This window comes from Micromonospora sp. CNZ303, assembly GCF_004345505.1.
Window position 1 is genome coordinate 30,732 of the sequence record NZ_SLVT01000005.1, and the last position, 20,304, is coordinate 51,035.

Here is a 20,304-nt window from a genome sequence, read left to right on the forward strand (position 1 = left end):
TCCGGAGCGGCGTCGCGGAATCGGCGGGCGCGGCCCCGCCCGGCCGCCGTCCTCGTCCCGGTGACCGGCGACGTCCCCGCCGCGGCTGCCCGGAACCGGCATGTACCCGCCTTGTATCCGCGCGCCCGGCCCGGTCGGGCCCGGCGGCCCGGTCGTCCCGCCGGTCTCCGCGGCGCCCGCGCCCCACGCGGGCCCGCCGTCCAGCCGATCGGCGCACGCGCCCGCACGGCGACCGGTCTGGCACAGCGGAGCGCGGAAGGCCGACGCCCGCGACCCGCGGCGCGGCCGGGGTCCCGCAGGCTCAGAGTCGGCCGAAGTACTCGGCGTACTGCGGCTCCCGGTAGCCGGGCACCGAACCGAGCAGGTCCCGCGCCTCGGCCTCCAGGACGGACGCGGCACTGCGGTCCCCGGCCTCGCGGGCGATCCGGCCCTGTGCCTGCCGCGCGACGGCCCGCAGGTAGCGGTCGCCGATCCGGACGGCCACCGTCCCCGCCTCGTCGGCGTCGCGGGCGGCGGCGGCGTGGTCGGCGAGCCCGAGGTGGGCCGCCGCGCGGGACAGCAACGCGGCGCAGCGCGACGGCAGGTCCTCGGACCACTCGGCGATGGCCAGCGCCTCGTCGAGGCACTCGCGGGCCTCCGACCAGTGCCCGGTGCGGCACAGCAGTTGGCCCCGCGTGCCGAGGGCGGCGCCCCGCAGAGCGACGGCGCCGACGTCGCGGGCGATGCGCACCGCCTCCTCGACGTCCGCGAGCGCCTCCTTCTCGGCTCCCGCGGACAGGCGCACCGGAGCGCCGCTGCTCAGAGCCGCGCCGATCATGAGCGGTTGGCCCGACTCCCGGCGCAGCGCGAGCGCCTCGTCGTGGTGGCGGAGCGCGCGCGGTACGTCGCCCATCCGGTGGCGCAGGTTGCCGAGCGCCTCCAGGCAGATGGAGATCTGCTCCCGGTCACCGAGCGGCCGGAGCAGCTCGAGGCAGCGCAGCAGATCCGCTTCGACCACCGACGGGTCGGCGCTGCCCGTGTGCAACGTCGCCCGGTAGAACAGCGCTGCACAGTGTTCGAGCGTGAGACCGAGCTGCCCGGTGGTGGCGATCGCGCCGTCGATGAGGGTGAGCGCCTCCTGGCGGTAGCCGTACCGCCGCAACGCGGCGACGCTCGCCCAGGCCAGCGCGGCGGCGAGCGTCGCGGTGCCGGTGGAGGAGGTGGACGCCTGCCGGAAGGCGGCCAGGACGTTGAGGTGTTCCTCGGCCAGCCACCGCGCCGCCTGCGCGGGGTTCTCCGGCAGGTCCTGCCAGGCGGGTCGGTCCTGGTCGCCGACGCCGGCCGGAGTCCACCCGCACGCCGGTGTCCCCGCCGGTCCGAAACAGTGCCCGGCGTTGGTCATCCGCTCGAGTTCCCGGGCGCCCTGCACGTACGTCTCCAGCAGCCGCCGCAGCGCGGCCTCCCGGTCGTCCGCCGGCTCGTCCTCGGCCCGTTCGGCGGCGTACAGCCGGACCAGGTCGTGGATGCCGTAGACGCCCGGTTCCCGGGGCTCCACCAACCGCTCGTCGGCGAGCCGTTCCAGGAGGCTCTCGGCGAGCGTGGGTGGCTCGCCGAGGAGGGCGGCGACGGCGCGGGCGGTGACGGTGGGCAGGCGGGTGCTGCCGATCAGCCGGAAGGCCCGGGCGCAGAGCTGCCCCCGGGCGCCGCCGTCGGACAGGGCGGCGTAGGTGAGCGCGATGGACGGCCGGACGCTGAGGTCGTCGAACTCCAGCTCGCTGAGGCGCAGCCCGGGATCGGCCAGGCGCTCCACCAGGCGGGCGATCGGCCACCCCGGCCGGCTGGCCAGGCGGGCGCCGACGATCCGGATCGCCAGCGGCAGCATGCCGCAGAGCTCCACCAGGCGGGCGGCCGCGTCCGGCTCGGCCGCCACCCGGTCGGCGCCGCACTCGCCCGCGAGCAGCCCGACCGCCTCCGTGCGGGACAGCAGCCCCACGGCCAGGTGCCGGCCGTTGGGCAGGGTCGCGAGCATCCGCCGGCTCGTCACCACGACACCGCACGAACCGCCCGCCGGCAGCAGTGCCCTGACCTGGGCGGCGTCCCGGGCGTTGTCGAGGACGACGAGCACGCCCCGGCCAGCGATCTCGGACCGGTAGGCGACGGTGGCCTCGCCGACGTCGGACGGCACCGCACCGCCCGGCACACCGAGCGCGCGGAGGAACCGGCCGAGGACGTCGATCGGCCGCAGGGGTGGCAGGTCGGCGTCCGCACCCTGCAGGTCCACGTAGAGCGTGCCGCCCGGGTACCGGTCGGCGAGTTGGTGCGCGATCCGGACGGCCAGCGCCGACTTGCCGGCCCCTCCCGGGCCGTGCAGGGCGACGACCGGGCTCGCCACGGATCCGTCGAGCCAGCCGCACACGGCGTCGGTCTCGGCCCGCCGGCCGACGAAGGTGTCGACGGCGGGAGGCAGTCCGCGGACCACGATCCGCGCGGGCGGCGGACGCTGCGGCTCGCCGACCAGGTGCGGGCGGTGGTCGAGGATGTCGCGGTAGAGCGCCTCCAGCGAGGGGCTGGGATCGATGCCGAGCTGGTCGGCCAGCACCCGCCGGGCCCGCAGGTACGCGTCGACGGCGCCGGCCACGTCGCCCGTACGGTAGAGCGCGGTCATCAGCTGACCCCAGCCGCGTTCCCGCAGCGGGTGGGTCTCGACGTGCTCGCGCAGCCGACCGACCAGTTCGGCGGAGGCGCCCAGGTCGAGTTTGGCCTGGACGTGTTCCTCCTCGACCATCAGGCGTTGCTCGTGCAGGCGCGTCAGGCGTGCCGCCATCGCACGGGGCAGGGGCAGCCCGGCGAGCGGCGAGTCGCGCCAGAGGGTCAGCGCGTGGGCCAGACTCGCCTCGGCCTGCCGCAGGTCGCCCCGGGCGCGGGCGTCGCGGCCCTGTTGCGCCGACTCCTCGAACTCGTCCAGGTCGCGCTCACCGGGGCGCACCGCGAGCAGGTAGCCGCCGGTGCCGGTGTGCAGCCGGCTCGCGCCGTCCGGCTGGTCGCGCAGCGTCTGGCGCAGCCCGTGGGCGTACGTCCTCAGGTTGGCCGCCGCAGAGGCCGGTCGCGGCTCGTCCCACAGCGTCTCGGCGAGATGTTCGGTGTGCAGCACCTCGTTCGGGTCCAGCAGGAGGGTGGCGCAGAGTAGCCGTTGCTTCACCGTGCCGAGCGGCACGGGCCGGTCGTCGACCTGCACCTCGAGCGGTCCCAGAAGCTGGAATCGCATGCCGGACATCCGGCATTTCTACCACAGGGACACGTCGGCCTCCGATCGTCGCCCGCCGGTCGCGGGATGCCCGCTGACGGCGGGGCCGGCACCGTCCGAGGAAGGTGCCGGCCCCGCCGTCGTGGGTAGCGCGTCAGCGGCGCGCCGGCGCCTCCCGATCGGCGGCGTCCACCGTGACCTGGTCGAAGGCCGGAGCACCGTCGACGGCGTCGGCGGCCACGGCCGTCGACCTGGCGGGATCGGGCAGGTCCAGGCTGCTGCGCAGGCCGACCGGCTTCAACAGGACCGCGGCGATGATGCCGACGACGGCGATCGCGGCGGAGATGAGGAAGATGTGGCCGGTGGCGTCCCCGTACGCCGCGCGGACGATCTGCTGGACCGCGCCGGGCATGGCGTCGAGGTTCAGGCTGCCCGCTCCCGCGCTGCCGGAAGCGGGGATGCCGGCGGCGGAGAGGTCGGCGGTGATCTGGTCGGTCACCCGGCGGGCGAGGATCGCGCCGAGCACCGACACGCCGATCGTGCCGCCGAGCGAGCGGAAGAACGCGACGGTCGAGCTGGCCGCGCCGATGTCCCGGAGCGAGACGGTGTTCTGCACGGCGAGGACGAGGTTCTGCATCGTCATGCCGACCCCGACGCCGACGATGAACATGGCCGCACCGACCAGCACCAGCGAGGTCTCGTGGTCGATGGTGCCGAGCAGGGCGAACCCGATGACGAGCACGACCGCGCCGAACACGATGTACGGCTTGATCTTCCCGGTCTTCGTGATCAGCCGGCCCGCGATGATCGACGATCCGAGGACGCCGGCCATCATCGGGATGGTGAGCAGCCCGGCCTCGGTCGGGCTGTAGCCGCGGCCGATCTGGAAGTACTGGCCGAGGAAGACGGCGCCGCCGAACATCGCCATGCCGACCGCCAGGCTGCCCAGGATGGCCAGGGCGGTGGTCCGCTGGCGGACGAGATCGAGCGGGACGACCGGCTCGTCGGCCCGCGACTCCACCCAGACGGCCAGGGCGAGCAGCGCGACCGCGCCGCCGACCATGGCGGCCGTCTGCCAGGAGGCCCAGGCGAACGAGTCGTCGACGAAGGAGATCCAGATGAGCAGCACGCTGACTCCGGCGGCGATCAGGGCCGCGCCCAGGTAGTCGATCTTGACGTTCTCGCGGCGGACCGTCGGCAGGCGCAGGGTGAACTGGAGGAGGACCAGCGCGATGGCGGCGACGGGGACCCCGACGAAGAAGCACCAGCGCCAGCCGAGCCAGGACGTGTCGACGATGAGCCCGCCCAGCAGCGGGCCACCGACCGTCGCCACCGCCATGACGCCACCGAGGTAACCGTTGTACCTGCCGCGCTCCCGGGGCGGGATCATCGCGGCGATGGCGACCTGGACGAGGGCCTGGAGGCCGCCGACGCCGATGCCCTGGAACGCGCGGGCGGCGATGAGCTGGCCGGCCGTCTGGGCGAAGCCGGCGATCACCGAGCCGACCAGGAAGACGACGATGGCGATCTGGACCAGGAGCTTCTTGTTGAACAGGTCGGCGAGCTTGCCCCAGATCGGGGTGGTCGCGGTCGCGGTGAGCAGGGTGGCGGTGACCACCCAGGTGTACTGGGTCTGCGACCCGTTCAGCGCGCCGATGATGTTCGGCAGCGCCGTCGAGACGACGGTGCCGCTGAGCATGGCGACGAACAGCACCAGCAGCAGGCCGCTGAGGGCCTCCAGCGTCTGCCGGTGTGTCATCGGCGCGTCGCCGGCCGTGGTGGTGGGTGCGCTCATCGCGCGGCCTCCAGGTTGTCGTGGTGTCCGAGGGCGGTCTCGATGTCGCGGGTGAACCGGCCGAGCGCGGTGGCGAACGCCGCCACCTCCGCGGGGGTCCAGTCGGCGAGCGCGGTGTCGAGGATCCGGCCGTACCAGTCGTAGGTGTCGGTCAGGGCGGCCCGCCCGGCCGGGGTGACGGTCAGCAGGCTGGCCCGCTTGTCGGTGGGGTCGGCGCGCCGCTCGACCAGGCCGTGGCTGACGAGCGAGGCGACGGCGCGGCTGACGGTCGACGGGTCGAGCCCGCTGCGGGCCGCCAGCTCCCGGGCGTGGCAGTCGGCGGGCAGCTTCTCGATCTGCATGAGGAGGCCGGCGAGGCCGACCGGCACCGTCGGCCGGACGTCGGCCCGGTGCCGCTTGATGAGCCGTACGCTCCGGATCAGCTCGGAGAGCCTCGCACCGAGCTCGCGGCCGGCAGTTTCCACGCCGCCTCCCCTGTCGCAGATGGTTGCCGCACACAAGCATCTGCCGATCTTGCTCACAGTGCAAGTTTGCGCGATGAGAACTGAGTCACGGCCCCGTAGGCTGTCGCCCATGGAGGAGACCACCGGGCTGCGGGAGCGCAAGAAGGCGGCCACCCGCCTCGCCCTGCACGAGGCCGCCCTGCGCCTCGCCACGGAACACGGGCTCGACCGGGTCACCGTGGAGGCCATCGCCGACGCCGCGAACGTCTCCCGCAGGACGTTCTCCAACTACTTCTCCAGCAAGGAGGAGGCGGTCTTCCACGGCGACGCCGTACGGCTGCGCCGGCTGCTGGAACTGGTTCGCCGGCAGCCGGCCGACGCGCCGCCGTGGGCCGTGCTGAGCGCGGCCGCCGAACGCCTCGCCGTCGAGGCGTACGGCAACGCCCCACCCTCCTGGCTGCTGCACCGCCGCCAGCTCCGCGGGCACCCGGGCCTCGTCGCGCACCAGATCGCGGCCTACACCGCCATCGAACGCGATCTCGCGGACGACGTCGCCCAGCGGTTGACCGGCCCCGACCGGGCGCTGCGGTCCCGGGTCGTGGCGGCGACCTTCCTGGCCTCCCTGCGCGTCGCCATCCAGCACTGGATCGACCACCCCGACGGGCCGCTGCACGACGTCCTGCGCACCGCGCTCGCGGAGACCGCCACCACCCCGCCCGGCACCGCCGCCGCGCAGACGGCCGGCTGACGCCGGACGGCGCCGGGGGATGACGCGGCACGGCCGCGCACCGTCTGCACCGGTACGCGGCCGTCGTTCGGGCGGGGCCGCCGATCACCGGCGGCCCCGCCATCGGGGTTCAGCAGGGACCGTTGTCGGTCCAGACGCCCTGGGCGCCGGCTCCCGGCACTTCACCCTGGGTCCACCACCGGGCGGTCCACCGGTGGCCCTCGTGGGACACCACCGCGCCGCCGGAGTAGGGGGTGCCCGCCGACCAGGCCGGCGCGGCGCAGGCGCCGCCGGTCGGGGTCGGGTCGACCGTCGGCGAGACCGTGGGCGAGACCGTCGGGGACGGCGGGGAGGCGCAGGCCCCCTCGTCCGCCCAGACGGCCGCGCTGCCCGGGGTGTCGCCCTGCGTCCACCACTTCGCACTCCAGGTACGCCCGGCGTGCGACACCCTCGCGCCACCGGAGTACGCGGTGCCCGCCGACCAGGCCGGCGCGGCGCAGGTCCCGCCGCCCGGCGGGGTGCTCGGGCTGGGCGTCGGGTCGACCGGCACGGCCCCACGGGCGTGGTCGCTGGCCAGCGAGTACGTCTGCCCGCCGAAGGAGAGGGTGAAGTTGGCCGGCCCGGCGATCGGCAGCTGGTAGTTGAGGGTCACCTCCGCGTACGCGCCCGGGGCGATGGCGGCCGGTACGGTGAGCCGTACCCGGTTGTAGTCGCCCCTGAGCCCGCCCACGTTGCTGCCGGTGTGCCCGGTGGACACTGTGGTCAGGGCCCAGCCGGACTGCTGGGTGAGGGTCGGTGTGGTGGTCGGGTAGTCGAACTCCAGCTGCGCCCCGGCCGGGACCGGGCTGGCGGTGTTGTTGGTGAGCCGCAGTTCGGGGTTGATCGGGTAGTTGTTGTCGCCGAGAGCGAAGCCCCCGACCGTGGCGGTCACGTCGATGGTCCGGGCCGGCAGGGTGACGGCGGCCCGCCGTGCACCGTACGCGGGCGCCGTGCGGAACTTGTCGTAGAGCAAGGTGGTGAGCGTCTCGCCCATGCCGTACTGGCCCTTGGCCTGGTCGTACGCGTAGTCACCGGCGAGTTCCCAGATCATCACGCCGCCGATGCCCTTGTCCACCACGTAGTCCGCCTTGGCGCCGAGGGACTGCTCATCCTCGGTGGAGAGGAAGACGCCCTTCTGCGCGTTCCACAGCCAGGGTGCGACCAGCGCGGCGGAGTAGTGGCGGGCGTAGCTGCCGCTGATCCGGTCGGTCGGGTCGGTGGCCGGCGTGAGGCCGTACGCGGACAGGTAGTCCGGGGTGATGCCGCGTTCCAGGTTCTTGGCGTGCCACATCGGGTTCGCCCCGGCGGGCACCTCCCCGCCGGCGCCGTCCAGGTCGTGCCAGAGGTTGTCGATCCCGACCGCGCCGTTCCCACAGGGGGTGGTGGAGCCGATCGAGGAGCCGGTGCCCGGCGGGCACTTGGTCTGGTCCGGCAGTGCGGCGCGGCCCCACAGCCCGTTGGTGCCGCCGGTGACACCCTGCCAGCCGCGCGTGTAGTAGGGGACGCCGATGTTGACCCGCCCGCTGGGCAGCGCGCCCCGGAAGTAGTGGTAGGCCCAGTCGGTGTTCAGGTACCCGATGTTGCCGTACGCGCCGTAGACGCCGCCGGCGGCGAGTTCGGCGTCGTCGCCGTTGTCGAAGAGGGCGGCGTTCGGGCCGACATGGTGGTTCCAGGACCCGTGCAGGTCGTACGACATGATGTTGACGTAGTCCAGGTACTGGAGCGCCTGCGAGGACTCCATCCCCCGCAGCAGCCATCCGGAGGCGGGTGCGGCCACCGTGAGCAGGTAGTGCTTGCCGTCCGTGGCGGCGGCCGCGTCGAGCTTCTCCCGCAGCGTCTTCATCAGCACCTGGTAGGAGGCGTTGAGCCCCGCCCGCTTGGCGTCCGCCTGGGCGAAGTCGAGCGGGTTGCCGGCCTTGTTGTTGGAGGTCGGGTACTCGTAGTCGATGTCCACGCCGTCGAAGCCGTAGGTGCGCAGGAAGGCGACCACGGAGTCGGCGAAGGTGGCGATGCCGGCGGTGTTGACGGTGTTGCTGCCGGTGGTGGTCATCCGGTAGAAGCCGCCGGCGTCGACCCGGTCGCCGTTGTCGTCGAGGTAGCCGCCGGTCTCGGCCCAGCCGCCGACGCTGATCAGGGTACGCACGTTCGGGTTCTGCTTCTTGTACTTGTTGAGCAGGTTGAAGTGCCCGGTGTAGGCGTACTGCGGATCCATCTCGGCGCCGGCGACGCCCGGCCAGGTCATGTTGGTGGCCGGATTGTCCGCCGCCTTCGGGTTGCCGACCGAGATCTTGTTGGCGGCGTCGACGTGGGCGAAGGCGTAGTTGATGTGGGTGACCTTGTCCCAGGGGATCTGGTTGGCCAGGTACGCCGGGGCGCCGTTGCGTCCGGTGCGCCAACTGGTGAAGTAGCCGATGATGCGCCGGTTGTGGTCGGCGCCCAGCTTCTCCCGGCCGTCGGTGTCGTAGACGGTGCAGTACGGCACCGCCACGCCTGGCGTCCGGTACAGCCCGTCCGGCCGGCACGCCTCGTCCTGTCCGACGGAGGAGTGTGCGGCGGGGGTCACCATCAGCGCCGTCGCCACGGCCAGCAGACCGACCGCACCGCCGACGAGGAGCTTGCTGAACCGTCTTCGCAACGCGCCCACCTCCAACTCTAAAGAAACTTAACTATTTACGATCCTGAATATATACCTGTCCAGCAGGCCTCTGCGCAAGAGCGCATTGCGGCCGTACGGTCCCCCGGGTCGTGGGCAGGGGCGCGAATGGCCGGATGTGCGGTGCGGCCGTCCTTGTGGTCCCCGGGAGAGGGTGACCAGACTTTCCGGTGTGGACATCCCCGGAAGCCGCGAGGTGGTCGTGGTGGTGCACGACGGCGTCGTGCTGCTCGACGTGGCGGGGCCCGTCCAGGTGCTGCACGGCAGCGGCGGCTTCCAGGTCCGGCTGGCCTCCGTGGACGGCCGCCCGGTACGCACGGACGTGGGCGTGCCCCTCGACGTCGAGCTGGCCCTGCACCAGGTGCGGCACCGGTTCGACACGCTGCTGGTGCCCGGCCTCTCCCTCGCCACCGCGCAGCCTCCGCCGGCGCTCGTCGCCGAACTCCCCCGCGTCAGCGGGCTCGCCCGCCGTACGGCGGCCATCTGCACCGGCGCGTTCCTGCTCGCGGCGGCGCGCCTGCTCGACGGCCGCCGGGCCACCACCCACTGGGCGGCCTGCGCCGACCTCGCGTCGCGGTTCCCCGCGGTCCGCGTCCGGCCCGACGCCCTCTACGTGCGGGACGGACCGCTGTTCACCTCGGCCGGCGTGACCGCGGGCATCGACCTGACGTTGACGCTGGTCGAGGACGACCACGGGCCGGAGCGCGCCCGCACCACCGCCAAGTACCTCGTGGTCTTCCTGCACCGCCCCGGCGGTCAGTCCCAGTTCACCGTCCGCGGCAACACCACGGCCGCCCCCGGCAGCGCGCTACGCCGGGTCCTGGACGCCGTCGCCGCCGACCCGGCCGCCCCGCACACGCTCGCCACGATGGCCGCGTACGCGTCGGTCAGCGAACGGCACCTCACCCGCCTGTTCCGCCGGACGGTCGGGACGACCCCCATCCGGTACGTCGAGCAGGTCCGGGTCGAGGCCGCGAAGACCCTGCTCGAAGCCACCCACGACGGGGTGGCTCGCATCGCCCGCGCCTGCGGCTTCGGCTCGGACGACAGCATGCGCCGCGCGTTCCTGCGCGGCACCGGCATCACCCCGGCCGAGTACCGCCAACGCTTCCGGTCCACGCACCCGACACCCGAAAGATGAGGTACCCGTGACGCCTTCCTTCTCACGGCGCACCGCCATCGGCACCGGCCTGGCCGCCGGCGCCGGCATGCTCACCGCTCTGGTGCCCGCCGCCCCGGCCGCCGCCCACGGTGCGCCGGACGCCGACCTGTCCTTCCCGTCGACCCGGCTGGCCCAGGAGGCGGCCCGACTGATCGACGAGACGCAGGAGGCCTACCTGCGCAACCACAGCCTGCGTAGTTTCCTGTTCGCCCGCGAGGCCGCCGCGCGGGCCGGTCGGCGGCCCGGCCGCGACTACGACGAGGAGGTCGTGTTCCTGATCTGCGCCCTGCACGACATGGGCCTGACCGCACGCGCCAACTCCGACCAACGGTTCGAGATGGACGGCGCCGACTTCGCCGCCCGGTTCCTCGAGGAGCGGGGCGTCACCGACCGCCGGGTCGACACCGTGTGGGACGCGATCGCCATGCACACCACGCGCAGCTTCCGCGACTCACCCGTCTTCCAGCGTCGCCGGCCGCCGGAGATCGGCATCGCCCAGACGGGAATCAGCATCGACCTCATGGGCGTCAACAGCCCGGTCCCACCCGGGTACGCCGACCGCGTCCACCGACGTCATCCCCGCCTCGGCGGCGCCCGGGCCGTCACCGACGCGATCGTGGCGCAGGCACTCGCCAATCCCCGCAAGGCCCCGGCCGCCACCCTTCCCGGCGAGATCCTGCACCAGCGCCACCCCGAACTGCCCTACCTGACCTGGGACATGCTCCTGGACTCCAACGCCTGGGGCGACTGACCCACCGGGGCGGCGGGTCCGTCGGCGGTCGGCGGCGGGATCAACCGGCGGAGTGGGCGTGGCGGGTGGCGCGCTCGGCCAGCCACAGCCACCGGCGCTGCACCTCGCCACCGGTGGCGGCGACCATCGCCAGGGCGTCCTCGCGGACCGCGACGAGGGCGCCCGCCGTCGCCGAGCCGTCGTCCAGCACGGCCGCCCCGTCGCGGAACGCCTCGGCCTCCGCCGCGCCGCCGAAGCGGGGAGCCACCTCGTCGCGCCAGAAGTCCGCCCAGGTCAGGTCGGGATTCCAGGTGAAGCGGGCGTACGCCAGGTAGCTGATCTCGTTGGTCGGGTGGTACGCCGACGCCTCGGCGAAGATGGTCAGTCCGCGCATCCCGGCACCGCCGGCCCGGACGCCCATGTCGGCGTACATCTCGGGAACCCAGGAGTGCCGCTGCCGGTTCCACTGCGAGCCAGCGTGGGTGCGCAGCACGTTCGTGCTGTGCGGGAGCCGGTCGACGTGCGCGGCGGTGAGCCGGTGCCGGTTGTCGTACCAGAAGCCCCGGTTGACGCAGTACTGGTAGGCCACGTCGTCGGGCAGCTCGGCCAGCGGCTGCTGCGCGTCGAGGTCGAAGATGTTGTCCCAGTAGACCTCGACCAGGTGCCGCAGCGGCACCCCCGCCGGGCCCTTGCGCCGGGCGGTCTCCAGCAGGGTGGGGTATACCGACCGCATCGCCTCGTACGACCAGGACGTGCGCTCGCCTCCGGTGCGGGCCGCGCAGCGCTGGCAGGCGCAGCTGCCGTAGTCGCCGGTCTCGAAGTTGATCCCCCCGACGGGCAGGGTGTCCAGCAGCCAGTCCACGGCGTCCCGGTGCCAGGCGAGATTGTCCGGTTGCGAGGGGCAGGCGGCCATCATGTACTCGCTGGCCGGGAAGTGCAGGTCGCCGAAGTCGTCGATGTCGAAGCCGACCTTCTTCGGCAGCTCGGCGGCCAGGTCCGGCCGCTGGCGCAGCCAGGTGGCGAGGTTGTAGCGGTGCCGGCCGTCGAAGTAGATGCCGCCGTAGGCGTTGACGCCGATGCCGGCGATGATGCGCACGCCCCGGGCGTTGGCGTACTCGCACAGCTCGCGGGCCGCCTCGACGCCGCCGTGGGCGTCGCGCAGCAGCCCGTAGACCACGATGCCGCCGATCCGCTCCCGGCTGCAGAAGTCGACCAGCCGGCGGTAGTCGTGGCCGAAGGCGTCGGCGCCCTTGGCGTACGGGTTGAGCGCGCCGATCTCCTGCTGGCCGAGCTGGCGCAGGTCCCAGTTGGTGGAGTGGTCCCAGGTCCACAGTGTCCGCAGCGCCAGCCCGGGCGAGTCGGTCCGCACGCCCACGGGCAGACCTCCTGGCGTGGCCAGGGTGGTCAGTTCCCGGGCGGCGTAGATCAGGCCGGCGAAGGGGTCGCCGGTGAGCCGGATGTCGCCCCGCTCGGGCACCTCGATGCGGTAGCCGCCCTCGGGCAGGGCAGGGTCGACGTCCAGGTCGACCGTGACTCCCTCGGGGTTCTCCCCCCATGCCTGGGTCAGCAGTTGGGCGGCGTACGGCGCGGACGCGGCGCCCCGCACCCGGATTCCGGTGATCTGGCGGTACTGCGACATCATGACCTTCCATGGGGTGGCGGGACGGCGGCCAGGTAGTCGGCCACCTCGATGGCCGTCCACACCCCGTGCCGCCAGTAGGGATCCCGTTCGCACAGGGCGCGGGCGGCGGTGGCGTCGGCGGCCCGCAGGACGAGGACGGAGGCGGCGAGGTCTGCCCGGGCCCCGGCGAGCAGGGCGGTGCCGTCGGCAAGCAGGGCCTCGACGCGGGCGAGGTGCGCCTGCCGGTGGGGTTCGCGCCGGACGGCGGCGTCGGCGGCGAAGGTGGCGGTGACCAGGAAGGAGGGTTCGAACCTCACACGCCACCGCCGACCTCGTCGAACAGCCGCTGCATCTCCACCCGGTACACGGTCTGCGGCCGGCCCGCGCCGGTGCTGACGTGCACGCCGATCTCCTCGGCGTAGCCCGCGGCACGTAGGGAGTTGAGCAGCCTGCGGGCCGAGCGGACCTCCACCCCGTACGCGTCGGCCAGGCCCCGCGCGGTCACCTCGTTCGGGTCAGTCTGGTGCAGCGCCTCGAGCAGCCGGCGGGTGGACAGCGGCCCGAGCCGCAGTTGCTCGCTGATGCGCAGCACCCCGGAGGCGGTCTCGCGCAGCCGTTGCTTGACCGGGCTCTCGCGGCTGGAGTAGATCTCCCCGTCGGGAAAGACCACGTGGGTGTCGCCGCTGGCACGGCCGAGCGCCACCGCCTTACGGGCGTTGTCCTCGGCGGCGGCGATGGTGGTGCCGGCGCCGAAGCCGACGGTGTGCTCGACGTCGACGCCACGCAGGGTGAGCAGCGTCGCGTGGCCGGAGCGCTGCCGGGCGATGGCGCTCTCCACGGTGCCCCGGGTGGTGGTGATCAGCAGCGTCCGGTCGTCGATCGTGCTCAGCCTGCCCCGCATCCGCTCGGCGTGTTCCAGCAGTGCCTCGCGCAACCGCAGCCGCTGCCGTTCCACCTGGTACGGGTCGTGCCCGCGACCGGCCTGCTCGGCCACCTCGATCATCATGACCGCGATCTGGGTGGCCCGGGACTGCCGGATCTCCGCGGCGAGCCAGGCCCGGCGCAGGGCGTCGCGGACCGAGGCGCGGGTGTGTTCGACACGCCAGACCGGCACGCCGCTCTCGCGCAGGTCCCGGTGGACCGCGCCGAGGCAGGTCAGGCACGCCTCGACGGCCCCGGAGGCGTACCGCTCGCGGTGGAAGGCGACGATCTGGTCGAGGCCGGAGAAGAGCAGGCCGGAGGAGTCGGCGATGGGCAGGATCTCGGTGGGCGGGGTCAGCTCGATGTCGTGGTAGGTCTCCCGGACGGTGTCGGCCTCGATGGTGTCCACGCTGACCGTGGGCAGCCGTCCACCGTTGGCCAGCAGCATCCGCGACAGCGTGCGGTAGAGGTCGATGCCGGCGTGCGGCATGTAGTCGATCTCGGCGCGCAGCCCTCCGGCGGAGGCTGCGAAGGCGTGCGGGATGCGCCCGGTGAACAGCAGCACCTGGCACAGTTCGTCGAGCTCGCGGGCCAGCTCGGGGGCCTGCTCGGGTCGGGTGTAGGCGCGGGCTGTGAGATCCCCGGCGCGTCCCTCGCCGGCGGAGACCTCCTGCACGAGCCGGATCGAGTCCTCCGGTCCGATGATGCCGATCACCTTGTCGCCTCCACGTCGTCGCCCTCGGGTCGGCTGCTCAGCCGGTGTGGACGGTGCCCACGACACCGTCACTGACCGGCGATGCCAGCAGGACCAGCGTGGACGCGACGTCCTCCGGCCGACCAAGGGCGGCCTCGATCTCCCCGACCCGGTCCCCGTCCGCGCCGTTGGCCCGTGCCTCGGCCAACGACCTGCGCATCAGCGGCGTGTCGATGTCGCCGGGGCAGAGCGCGTGCACACGGATCCCGTGCGGACGGAATTGTCGGGCCAGGGTGAGCGCCAGGCCGTGCAGCCCTCCCTTGCTCGCGCCGTAGGGTACCGACCCGGATCCGTTCTGTACGCCCGCCTTGGAGCCGACGAGCACGAGCACAGCCGAGCGGCCGGTGAGGTGTCGCACGGCGTGCTTGGCGACGAGGAACGGTCCGGTCAGGTTGACCGCGATCACGTGGGCCCAGAGTTCGGCGGTGACCTCCCGGACGTCCAGGCCCTGCCCGCGCATGACGCCCGCCACGTGCAGCACGGCGTCGATCCCGCCGAGTTCGGCGGCGGCCCCGTCGAGCGCGGCAGCGACCTCGGCCTCGACGGTCACGTCGACCTGCCGGGCGCAGGCGCTCGCCCCGCCCTCGCGGGCCTGCTCGGCGGCTCGGGCCGCGCCGGCGCCGTCGGCGTCCAGCACGGCCACCGACGCGCCGGCGGCGGCCGCGGCCCGGACGGTGGCCAGGCCGATGCCGGAGGCGCCACCGACGACGACCACCCGCCGGCCGGCCAGCAGCCCGGCCGGCGGGGCGTCGACGGTCACGGACGGACCGTCCGGCGTACCGCTGCCACCACGTCGGCGGCCTCGGGCACCACCGCGGCCTGCAGGGCCGGGGCGGCGGGCATCGGCACGTCCGGGGTGGCCACCCGGGCGACCGGGGCGCGCAGGTCGGCGAAGCACTCGGCGGCGGCCCGGGCCGCGATCTCCGCGCCGAACCCGCCGGTCAGGTTCGCCTCGTGGGCGACGACCAGCCGGCCGGTGCGCGCCACCGAGGCGGCAACGGTGTCGAAGTCGAGCGGGTTGAGCCAACGCAGGTCGATCACCTCGGCCTCGATGCCCTCCTCGGCCAGTTCACCCGCCGCGTCCAGGGCAGCCCCGACCATCCGGGACCAGGCGACCACGGTGACGTCGTCGCCAGGTCGGACGACGCGGGCACCGCCGACGGGTTCGACCGGGGCGTCGGTGCGCACGGGTCCGCGCGTCGGGTAGAGCATCCGCGCCTCGGCGACGATCACCGGATCGTCGCTGACCACGGCCGTGCGCAGCATCTGGTACGCGTCGTCGGGGGTGGCCGGCAGGGCGACGCGCAGGCCGGGGGTGTGCGCGAAGTACGCCTCCGGCGAGTGGGAGTGCTGGGCGCAGGCGCCGGGCGAGTAGCCCTGCTGCATCCGGATCACCAGCGGGGCCTTCCACCTGCCGTTGCTGGAGTAGTGGACAGTGGAGATCTGGTTGACGAACTGGTCCATGGCCACGAACGAGAAGTCGGCGTACATGATCTCGGCGATCGGGCGCAGGCCGGTCATCGCCGCCCCGAGGGCCATGCCGAGGAAACCGGTCTCGGAGATCGGGGTGTCGAAGATGCGGGCGGAGCCGAACCGCTTGTGCAGCCCCTTCGTGGCGCCGAACGGCCCGCCGGGCAGGGCGACGTCCTCTCCGAAGTACACGGTGTCGTCGCGGCTGTCCAGGGCCCAGGTGAGCGCGGCGTTGACGGCCTGGATGTAGCGCAGGGACTCAGACATGGACGTGCTCCTTGGCGGTCGCCGGGTCCGGGAACGGCACGGCGCGGGCGGCGGTGACGGCGGCCTCGACCTCGGCGGCCACCTCGGCGTCGATGGCGTCGAGCCGGGCACTGAGCGCGGGGTCGGCGGCCTGCCGGATCCGGGCCAGGGGCTCGCGTCCGCGGGCGGCGGCGATCTCGCCGGCCGGCCGGTAGTGCTGCACGTCGCCGCTGTAGTGGCCGACCAGCCGTTCGGTCATGGCCTCCACGATGGAGGGTCCGACGCCCTCGCGGGCCCGGGTGACGGCCTCGGTGACGGCCTCGGCCACGGCGTCGGCGTCGTTGCCGTCGACGACCCGACCGGGAATGCCGTACCCGGCGGCCCGTTCGGCGAGCTGGCGGACGCGGACCATGTCCTCGATCCGGGACATCTCGGAGTAGACGTTGTTCTCCACGACCAGCACCAGCGGCAGGTCCAGCACGGCGGCGAGGTTGATCGCCTCGTGGACGTTGCCCTGGTTCATCGCGCCGTCGCCGATGCTGACCAGCGACACCGCGCCGCTGCCGGTGCGCTGCGCGGTGAGCGCGGCGCCGGCGGCGACCGGCACTCCGGCCCCGACGATGGAGTTCTCCCCGACGAACCAGCGGCTCGGGTCGGACAGGTACGGCGAGGCAGCCCGGCCGCCGCAGAGGGCGGAGTCGCGTCCCATCATCTCGGCGAAGAGCCCGGCCAGGTCCACGCCCCGGGCGACCGCCCAGCCGTGACCCCGGTAGGTGGCGGTCACGTGGTCGCCGTCGCGTAGCGCCCGGCAGGCGCCGACCGGGATCGCCTCCTGGCCGTTGCACAGGTGGATCGAACCCGGGATCTCGCCGTCGTCCTTGAGGGCGGCCAGCCGCTCCTCGAACCGGCGGATCCGGGCCATGAGCCGATAGTCGTCCGGCAGACCCATCACACCCCCAAAAGCAGTTAGAGCCTTATTGCGGCTCGTTCGTTCCGAAGCCTAGACCAGCCCTACAAGGCTATGGAAGAGTGCAGTAGCAAGTTTCTGGCCGTTATTGGTCTCTAATTTTGGGGGCAGGTATGGAGATCACCGCCGTCGACTCGGTGGTGCTGGGCGACGCGCACTTCGTCCAGCTGCACACATCGGACGGGCTGGTCGGCGTCGGGCAGTCCGCCTGCTGGGGCTACCCCGTCGCGGTGCACGCCGTGGTGGAGGCGTTCCGTCCCCATCTGCTCGGCGCCGACCCCGGTCGCATCGAGCACCACTGGCACCACCTCTACCGGATGGGCCCGTTCCGGGGTTCCGTGCTCTCCGCCGCCGTCGCCGCGGTGGACATCGCCCTGTGGGACCTGCTCGGCAAGCGCCTCGGTGTCCCGGTCTGGCAACTGCTGGGCGGCCGGGTACGCGAGCGGATCCGCCTGCACCTGCTGCTGCCGGGCACCGGCGCGGAGGCGCTGGCAGCGCAGGCGGCGGCGGCCGTGGCCGACGGCTTCACCGCGGTCAAGTTCGACCCGCTGCCGGCCGACTACGCCGACCTGTCGCTGGCCCGGCTGGTCATGTCCACCGAGGCCACCACGGCGGCGGTACGCGACACCGTCGGCCCCGACGTGGACCTGCTCGTCGAGCTGCACCGCAAGCTCACCCCGTTGCAGGCGGAGGCGGTCGTGCCCGCGCTGGCCCGGCACCTGCCGCTGCTGGTGGAGGACCCGATCCAGATCGACAGCGTCAGCAGCCAGGGCGACGTCGCCCGGCGGGCCCTCGGCGTGCCGATGGCCAACGGCGAACGGCTGCACACCATCTGGGAGTTCAAGGAGCTGCTCGCCCAGGGCGGCGCCCAGTACGTCCGCCCCGACCTGGGCCTGGCCGGCGGCATCAGTCACGCCCGCAAGATCGCCGCATTGGCGGAGGCGCACCACGCCGCGGTGGTCAGCCACAACTGCCTCGGCCCGCTGCTGACGATGGCCTCGGTGCACCTCGACACCGCCATCCCCAACTTCGTGGTGCAGGAGTACTCCCCCCTCGACGACCAGCTGGCCGAGGGCCCGGCGCGGGCCTGCGTGCGGCGCGAGGGTGGCTTCCTGCCGGTGCCCGAGGAGCCCGGGCTCGGTGTGACGCTCGACCTCACCGACGCCACGCCCCTGGACCTGACGGGCCGGCCCCTGCACCGCATCCCGCTGCGCGCGGACGGCTCCGTGGCGTACGCGGTCTGAGCACACCCGACCCTCGCCCGGCGGCGTGCGCCGTCGGGCGAGGGTCGTACGGGCCGGCTCGCTCACGCCCGGGGCGGCTGGCCCGCGTGGTGGAAGACCGGGTACGCCCACAGCGGCTCGCCGTCGGCGTCGGCGATCTCGGCGAACAGGTGCGCCAGCGACCGCGTCCACCGCGCCTGCACGGCGGAGGCCCCGGTGACCCGGCGCGCCTGCGGGTACCCGTCGCGGGTGCGCAACACGCAGATCAGCAGCAGCCCGTGCCGGTAGATGTGGTAGTCGTAGACGCCGGCCTCGTCCAGCAGCGCCGACATCTCCGGCCAGATCTCGGCGTGGCGACGCTCGTATTCACCCTCGGCGCCCGGGCGCAGCCGGTAGAGGTGACACAGCTGCGCCCCGGGCCCCGCGGCTTCGGGATCGACCGCCGGCCCGGTGCCGCCGGAGCCGGGCACGATACCGCCGGGACCGCCGGGGCCGACCGGGCCGCCGGGACCGGGGCCCTCCGCTGGTGGGCTCACTTGCCGGAGCCGGCGAGCGCGCCGGAGACGAGCTGACGCTGGAAGACCAGGTAGATGATCAGCACCGGCAGCAGGGCGACGATCAGGCCGGCGCTGACCAGCGGCACCGACACGTCGTACTGGCCGCTGAGCAGGGAGACACCCACCATCAGGGTCTTGCTGTCGGAGCCGCCCATGATGACCAGGGGCAGCAGCAGGTCGTTCCACATCCAGACGAAGTTGAAGATGGCCAGCGCCGCGAGGGCCGGCGCGGCGATCGGCGCCAGCAGCCGGAACAGGATGGTGAAGTGGCCCGCGCCGTCGACCCGGGCCGCCTCGATCAGCTCGTCGGGCACCTGCTGGAAGTAGCCCGCCAGCTGGTAGGTGCCCAGCGGCAGTCCGAACGCCGCGTACGCCAGGATCAGCCCCTGGTACTCGCCGGACATGCCCAGGTCCAGCACGGTCTGGTAGAGCGGGTAGATGATCGCCTGACCGGGGATGGTCAGGGTGATGATGATCAGCAGGAAGACCACCTTGCCGCCGCGGAAGCGCAGTTTCGTCACCGCGTACGCGACCAGCAGCGCGGCGAGCACCGACAGCACCAGCCCGCCCACGGTGGTGATCAGCGAGTTGAGCAGCAGCCGGGGCATGTCCATCCGGCGGAACGCCTCGAGGTAGTTGTCGAGGGTGATCCCGCTCGGCAGGCCCAGCGGGTCCTGGGCGAAGCCGGTCTGCGTCTTCAGCGAGCTGACCACCGTGAACAGCAGCGGGTAGACCGCCGCGACCGCGACGACGACCAGCGCGAACGTGAGCAGGTAGCGCCCGGCGCGGGCGAATTGGCGCTGGTTCATCGCGGCTTCCTGGTCCCCTCTGTGAACATGTGCCGCACGCTGAAGATCGAGAGCACGGCGACGAAGACGAACAGCGCGATGCCGATGGCGGAGCCGTAGCCGCGGTCCAGGAACTGGAAGGTGGTCAGGAAGACCAGGTACTCCGGCAGCATCGTGGCGTCGCCCGGCCCGCCCTGGGTCAGCGCGTAGATCAGCGGGAAGAGCCAGATCAGAACGCCCGAGGCGCACAGCACGCTCCAGTACGCCACGGTGGGCCGAAGCATCGGCACCACCACGGAGAGCAGGCGCCGCCAGAACCCGGCGCCGTCGAGGTAGGCCGCTTCGAGGGTCTCCTCGGGGATGGTGGCCAGCCCGGCCAGGTAGGTCATCACGCCCAGGCCGAAGAAGCTCCACAGCGCGACCGCGACCAGTGAGAACAGCGCGCTGTGGCGGCCGTTGAGCCACTCGATCGCCAGCGGTTCGAGGCCGACGGTACGCAGCAGGGCGTTCAGGGGCCCGTCGGGGGCGAGGATCTGCCGGAACATGATCCCGACGACGATCGGGGCGATGGTGTACGGGACGAAGTAGACGGCCCGGAAGAACTTCCAGCCCGGCGAACGCTGGTGGATCAGCAGCGCCAGCACCAGCGGCAGCACGATCCACACCGGCAGGGTGGCCACCACCAGCAGCGCGTTGCGGAAGCTGGTGAGCACCATCGGGTCGTCGAGCATGCGGGTGTAGTTGTCGGCCCCGGCGAACGAGCTGCCACCGAACCCGCTGGACGACTCGGTGCTGGTGATCACTCCCCGGATCAGGGGCACCACCTTGAACATCACGGCCAGGACCAGCGCGGGCAGCACCAGCACGGCGCCCAGCCACCACTCGCGGGCACGGCCGGGGCGCGGGGGCCGCCGGGCGGGTCGGGTCGGCTTGTCGGCGGCCACCGGCTCCGGCAGCGGCGCGGTGGAGATCGTCATCTGGCTTC

At 73.2% G+C, this 20,304-nt stretch carries 17 protein-coding genes; 4 read left to right on the forward strand and 13 right to left on the reverse strand.

Going from position 1 to position 20,304, the window contains the following annotated elements; genetic code table 11:
• Positions 1–301: 301 nt before the first annotated feature.
• The 3 genes from EV374_RS10520 to EV374_RS32885 form a co-directional block, all read right to left on the reverse strand.
• Entirely contained in the window at positions 302–3,253 is a 2,952-nt protein-coding gene (locus EV374_RS10520) for a BTAD domain-containing putative transcriptional regulator (RefSeq protein ID WP_132234067.1), read from the reverse strand.
• A 124-nt stretch (positions 3,254–3,377) separates the two neighbouring features.
• Positions 3,378–5,018, reverse strand: a complete 1,641-nt coding sequence (locus EV374_RS10525) for an MDR family MFS transporter (protein WP_132234069.1) — start codon at positions 5,016–5,018, stop codon at positions 3,378–3,380.
• Positions 5,015–5,482: a MarR family winged helix-turn-helix transcriptional regulator gene (locus EV374_RS32885; protein WP_486485686.1), complete on the reverse strand. Its 468-nt coding sequence runs from the start codon at positions 5,480–5,482 to the stop codon at positions 5,015–5,017. Before EV374_RS32885 ends, EV374_RS10525 begins: the two co-directional genes overlap by 4 nt.
• A gap of 109 nt (positions 5,483–5,591) precedes the next feature.
• Between EV374_RS32885 and EV374_RS10535 the strand changes: the two genes are divergently transcribed.
• Positions 5,592–6,209: an acyl-CoA-like ligand-binding transcription factor gene (locus EV374_RS10535; protein ID WP_132234071.1), complete on the forward strand. Its 618-nt coding sequence runs from the start codon at positions 5,592–5,594 to the stop codon at positions 6,207–6,209.
• 109 nt (positions 6,210–6,318) lie between these two features.
• Here EV374_RS10535 and EV374_RS10540 read toward each other — a convergent pair whose 3' ends face one another.
• Positions 6,319–8,871: a glycosyl hydrolase family 18 protein gene (locus tag EV374_RS10540; protein ID WP_486485687.1), complete on the reverse strand. Its 2,553-nt coding sequence runs from the start codon at positions 8,869–8,871 to the stop codon at positions 6,319–6,321.
• A gap of 181 nt (positions 8,872–9,052) precedes the next feature.
• Between EV374_RS10540 and EV374_RS10545 the strand changes: the two genes are divergently transcribed.
• Both EV374_RS10545 and EV374_RS10550 read left to right on the forward strand, forming a co-directional pair.
• Positions 9,053–10,021, forward strand: a complete 969-nt coding sequence (locus EV374_RS10545; RefSeq protein WP_486485688.1) for a GlxA family transcriptional regulator — start codon at positions 9,053–9,055, stop codon at positions 10,019–10,021.
• A 7-nt stretch (positions 10,022–10,028) separates the two neighbouring features.
• A complete protein-coding gene (locus EV374_RS10550; RefSeq protein WP_132234075.1) occupies positions 10,029–10,793 on the forward strand; it encodes an HD domain-containing protein in 765 nt (254 codons plus the stop codon).
• Between the two features lie 40 nt (positions 10,794–10,833).
• Here EV374_RS10550 and EV374_RS10555 read toward each other — a convergent pair whose 3' ends face one another.
• Genes EV374_RS10555 through EV374_RS32895 form a run of 6 tightly spaced genes read right to left on the reverse strand, consistent with a single transcriptional unit; the run spans position 10,834 to position 16,733 of the window.
• Positions 10,834–12,411, reverse strand: a complete 1,578-nt coding sequence (locus EV374_RS10555) for a hypothetical protein (RefSeq protein ID WP_132234077.1) — start codon at positions 12,409–12,411, stop codon at positions 10,834–10,836.
• The gene (locus EV374_RS10560) at positions 12,411–12,710 is read right to left on the reverse strand and encodes a YciI family protein (protein WP_132234079.1); all 300 of its coding nucleotides are present in this window, start codon (positions 12,708–12,710) and stop codon (positions 12,411–12,413) included. Before EV374_RS10560 ends, EV374_RS10555 begins: the two co-directional genes overlap by 1 nt.
• Positions 12,707–14,029 carry a hypothetical protein gene (locus EV374_RS10565; RefSeq protein ID WP_132234081.1) on the reverse strand — a complete coding sequence of 441 codons (1,323 nt, stop codon included), beginning with the start codon at positions 14,027–14,029 and terminating at the stop codon, positions 12,707–12,709. The genes EV374_RS10560 and EV374_RS10565 overlap by 4 nt, the downstream gene beginning before the upstream one ends.
• A 37-nt stretch (positions 14,030–14,066) precedes the next feature.
• The gene (locus EV374_RS10570; protein ID WP_132234083.1) at positions 14,067–14,828 is read right to left on the reverse strand and encodes an SDR family oxidoreductase; all 762 of its coding nucleotides are present in this window, start codon (positions 14,826–14,828) and stop codon (positions 14,067–14,069) included.
• A complete protein-coding gene (locus EV374_RS32890) occupies positions 14,825–15,805 on the reverse strand; it encodes a transketolase C-terminal domain-containing protein (protein ID WP_207914015.1) in 981 nt (326 codons plus the stop codon). Before EV374_RS32890 ends, EV374_RS10570 begins: the two co-directional genes overlap by 4 nt.
• Complete coding sequence (locus EV374_RS32895) at positions 15,798–16,733, reverse strand: thiamine pyrophosphate-dependent dehydrogenase E1 component subunit alpha (protein ID WP_207914016.1); 936 nt, start codon at positions 16,731–16,733, stop codon at positions 15,798–15,800. The genes EV374_RS32890 and EV374_RS32895 overlap by 8 nt, the downstream gene beginning before the upstream one ends.
• Before the next feature lie 131 nt (positions 16,734–16,864).
• On the opposite strand from EV374_RS32895, the gene EV374_RS10580 reads away from it, so the two are divergent.
• The gene (locus tag EV374_RS10580) at positions 16,865–17,995 is read left to right on the forward strand and encodes a mandelate racemase/muconate lactonizing enzyme family protein (protein WP_132234085.1); all 1,131 of its coding nucleotides are present in this window, start codon (positions 16,865–16,867) and stop codon (positions 17,993–17,995) included.
• A gap of 62 nt (positions 17,996–18,057) precedes the next feature.
• Here EV374_RS10580 and EV374_RS10585 read toward each other — a convergent pair whose 3' ends face one another.
• Genes EV374_RS10585 through EV374_RS10595 form a run of 3 tightly spaced genes read right to left on the reverse strand, consistent with a single transcriptional unit; the run spans position 18,058 to position 20,296 of the window.
• A complete protein-coding gene (locus EV374_RS10585; protein ID WP_132234087.1) occupies positions 18,058–18,510 on the reverse strand; it encodes an L-rhamnose mutarotase in 453 nt (150 codons plus the stop codon).
• Positions 18,507–19,340 carry a carbohydrate ABC transporter permease gene (locus EV374_RS10590; protein WP_101409386.1) on the reverse strand — a complete coding sequence of 278 codons (834 nt, stop codon included), beginning with the start codon at positions 19,338–19,340 and terminating at the stop codon, positions 18,507–18,509. The genes EV374_RS10585 and EV374_RS10590 overlap by 4 nt, the downstream gene beginning before the upstream one ends.
• Positions 19,337–20,296, reverse strand: a complete 960-nt coding sequence (locus EV374_RS10595; RefSeq protein WP_132234089.1) for a carbohydrate ABC transporter permease — start codon at positions 20,294–20,296, stop codon at positions 19,337–19,339. Before EV374_RS10595 ends, EV374_RS10590 begins: the two co-directional genes overlap by 4 nt.
• Positions 20,297–20,304 lie beyond the last annotated feature (8 nt).

Bases quoted from the DNA above. Each gene is read 5' to 3' on its own strand.
- EV374_RS10520 (WP_132234067.1), bottom strand. From the start codon at position 3,253: ATGTCCGGCATGCGATTCCAGCTTCTGGGACCGCTCGAGGTGCAGGTC.
- EV374_RS10525 (WP_132234069.1), bottom strand. From the start codon at position 5,018: ATGAGCGCACCCACCACCACGGCCGGCGACGCGCCGATGACACACCGG.
- EV374_RS10535 (WP_132234071.1), top strand. From the start codon at position 5,592: ATGGAGGAGACCACCGGGCTGCGGGAGCGCAAGAAGGCGGCCACCCGC.
- EV374_RS10555 (WP_132234077.1), bottom strand. From the start codon at position 12,411: ATGTCGCAGTACCGCCAGATCACCGGAATCCGGGTGCGGGGCGCCGCG.
- EV374_RS32890 (WP_207914015.1), bottom strand. From the start codon at position 15,805: ATGTCTGAGTCCCTGCGCTACATCCAGGCCGTCAACGCCGCGCTCACC.
- EV374_RS32895 (WP_207914016.1), bottom strand. From the start codon at position 16,733: ATGGGTCTGCCGGACGACTATCGGCTCATGGCCCGGATCCGCCGGTTC.
- EV374_RS10580 (WP_132234085.1), top strand. From the start codon at position 16,865: ATGGAGATCACCGCCGTCGACTCGGTGGTGCTGGGCGACGCGCACTTC.
- EV374_RS10590 (WP_101409386.1), bottom strand. From the start codon at position 19,340: ATGAACCAGCGCCAATTCGCCCGCGCCGGGCGCTACCTGCTCACGTTC.
- EV374_RS10595 (WP_132234089.1), bottom strand. From the start codon at position 20,296: ATGACGATCTCCACCGCGCCGCTGCCGGAGCCGGTGGCCGCCGACAAG.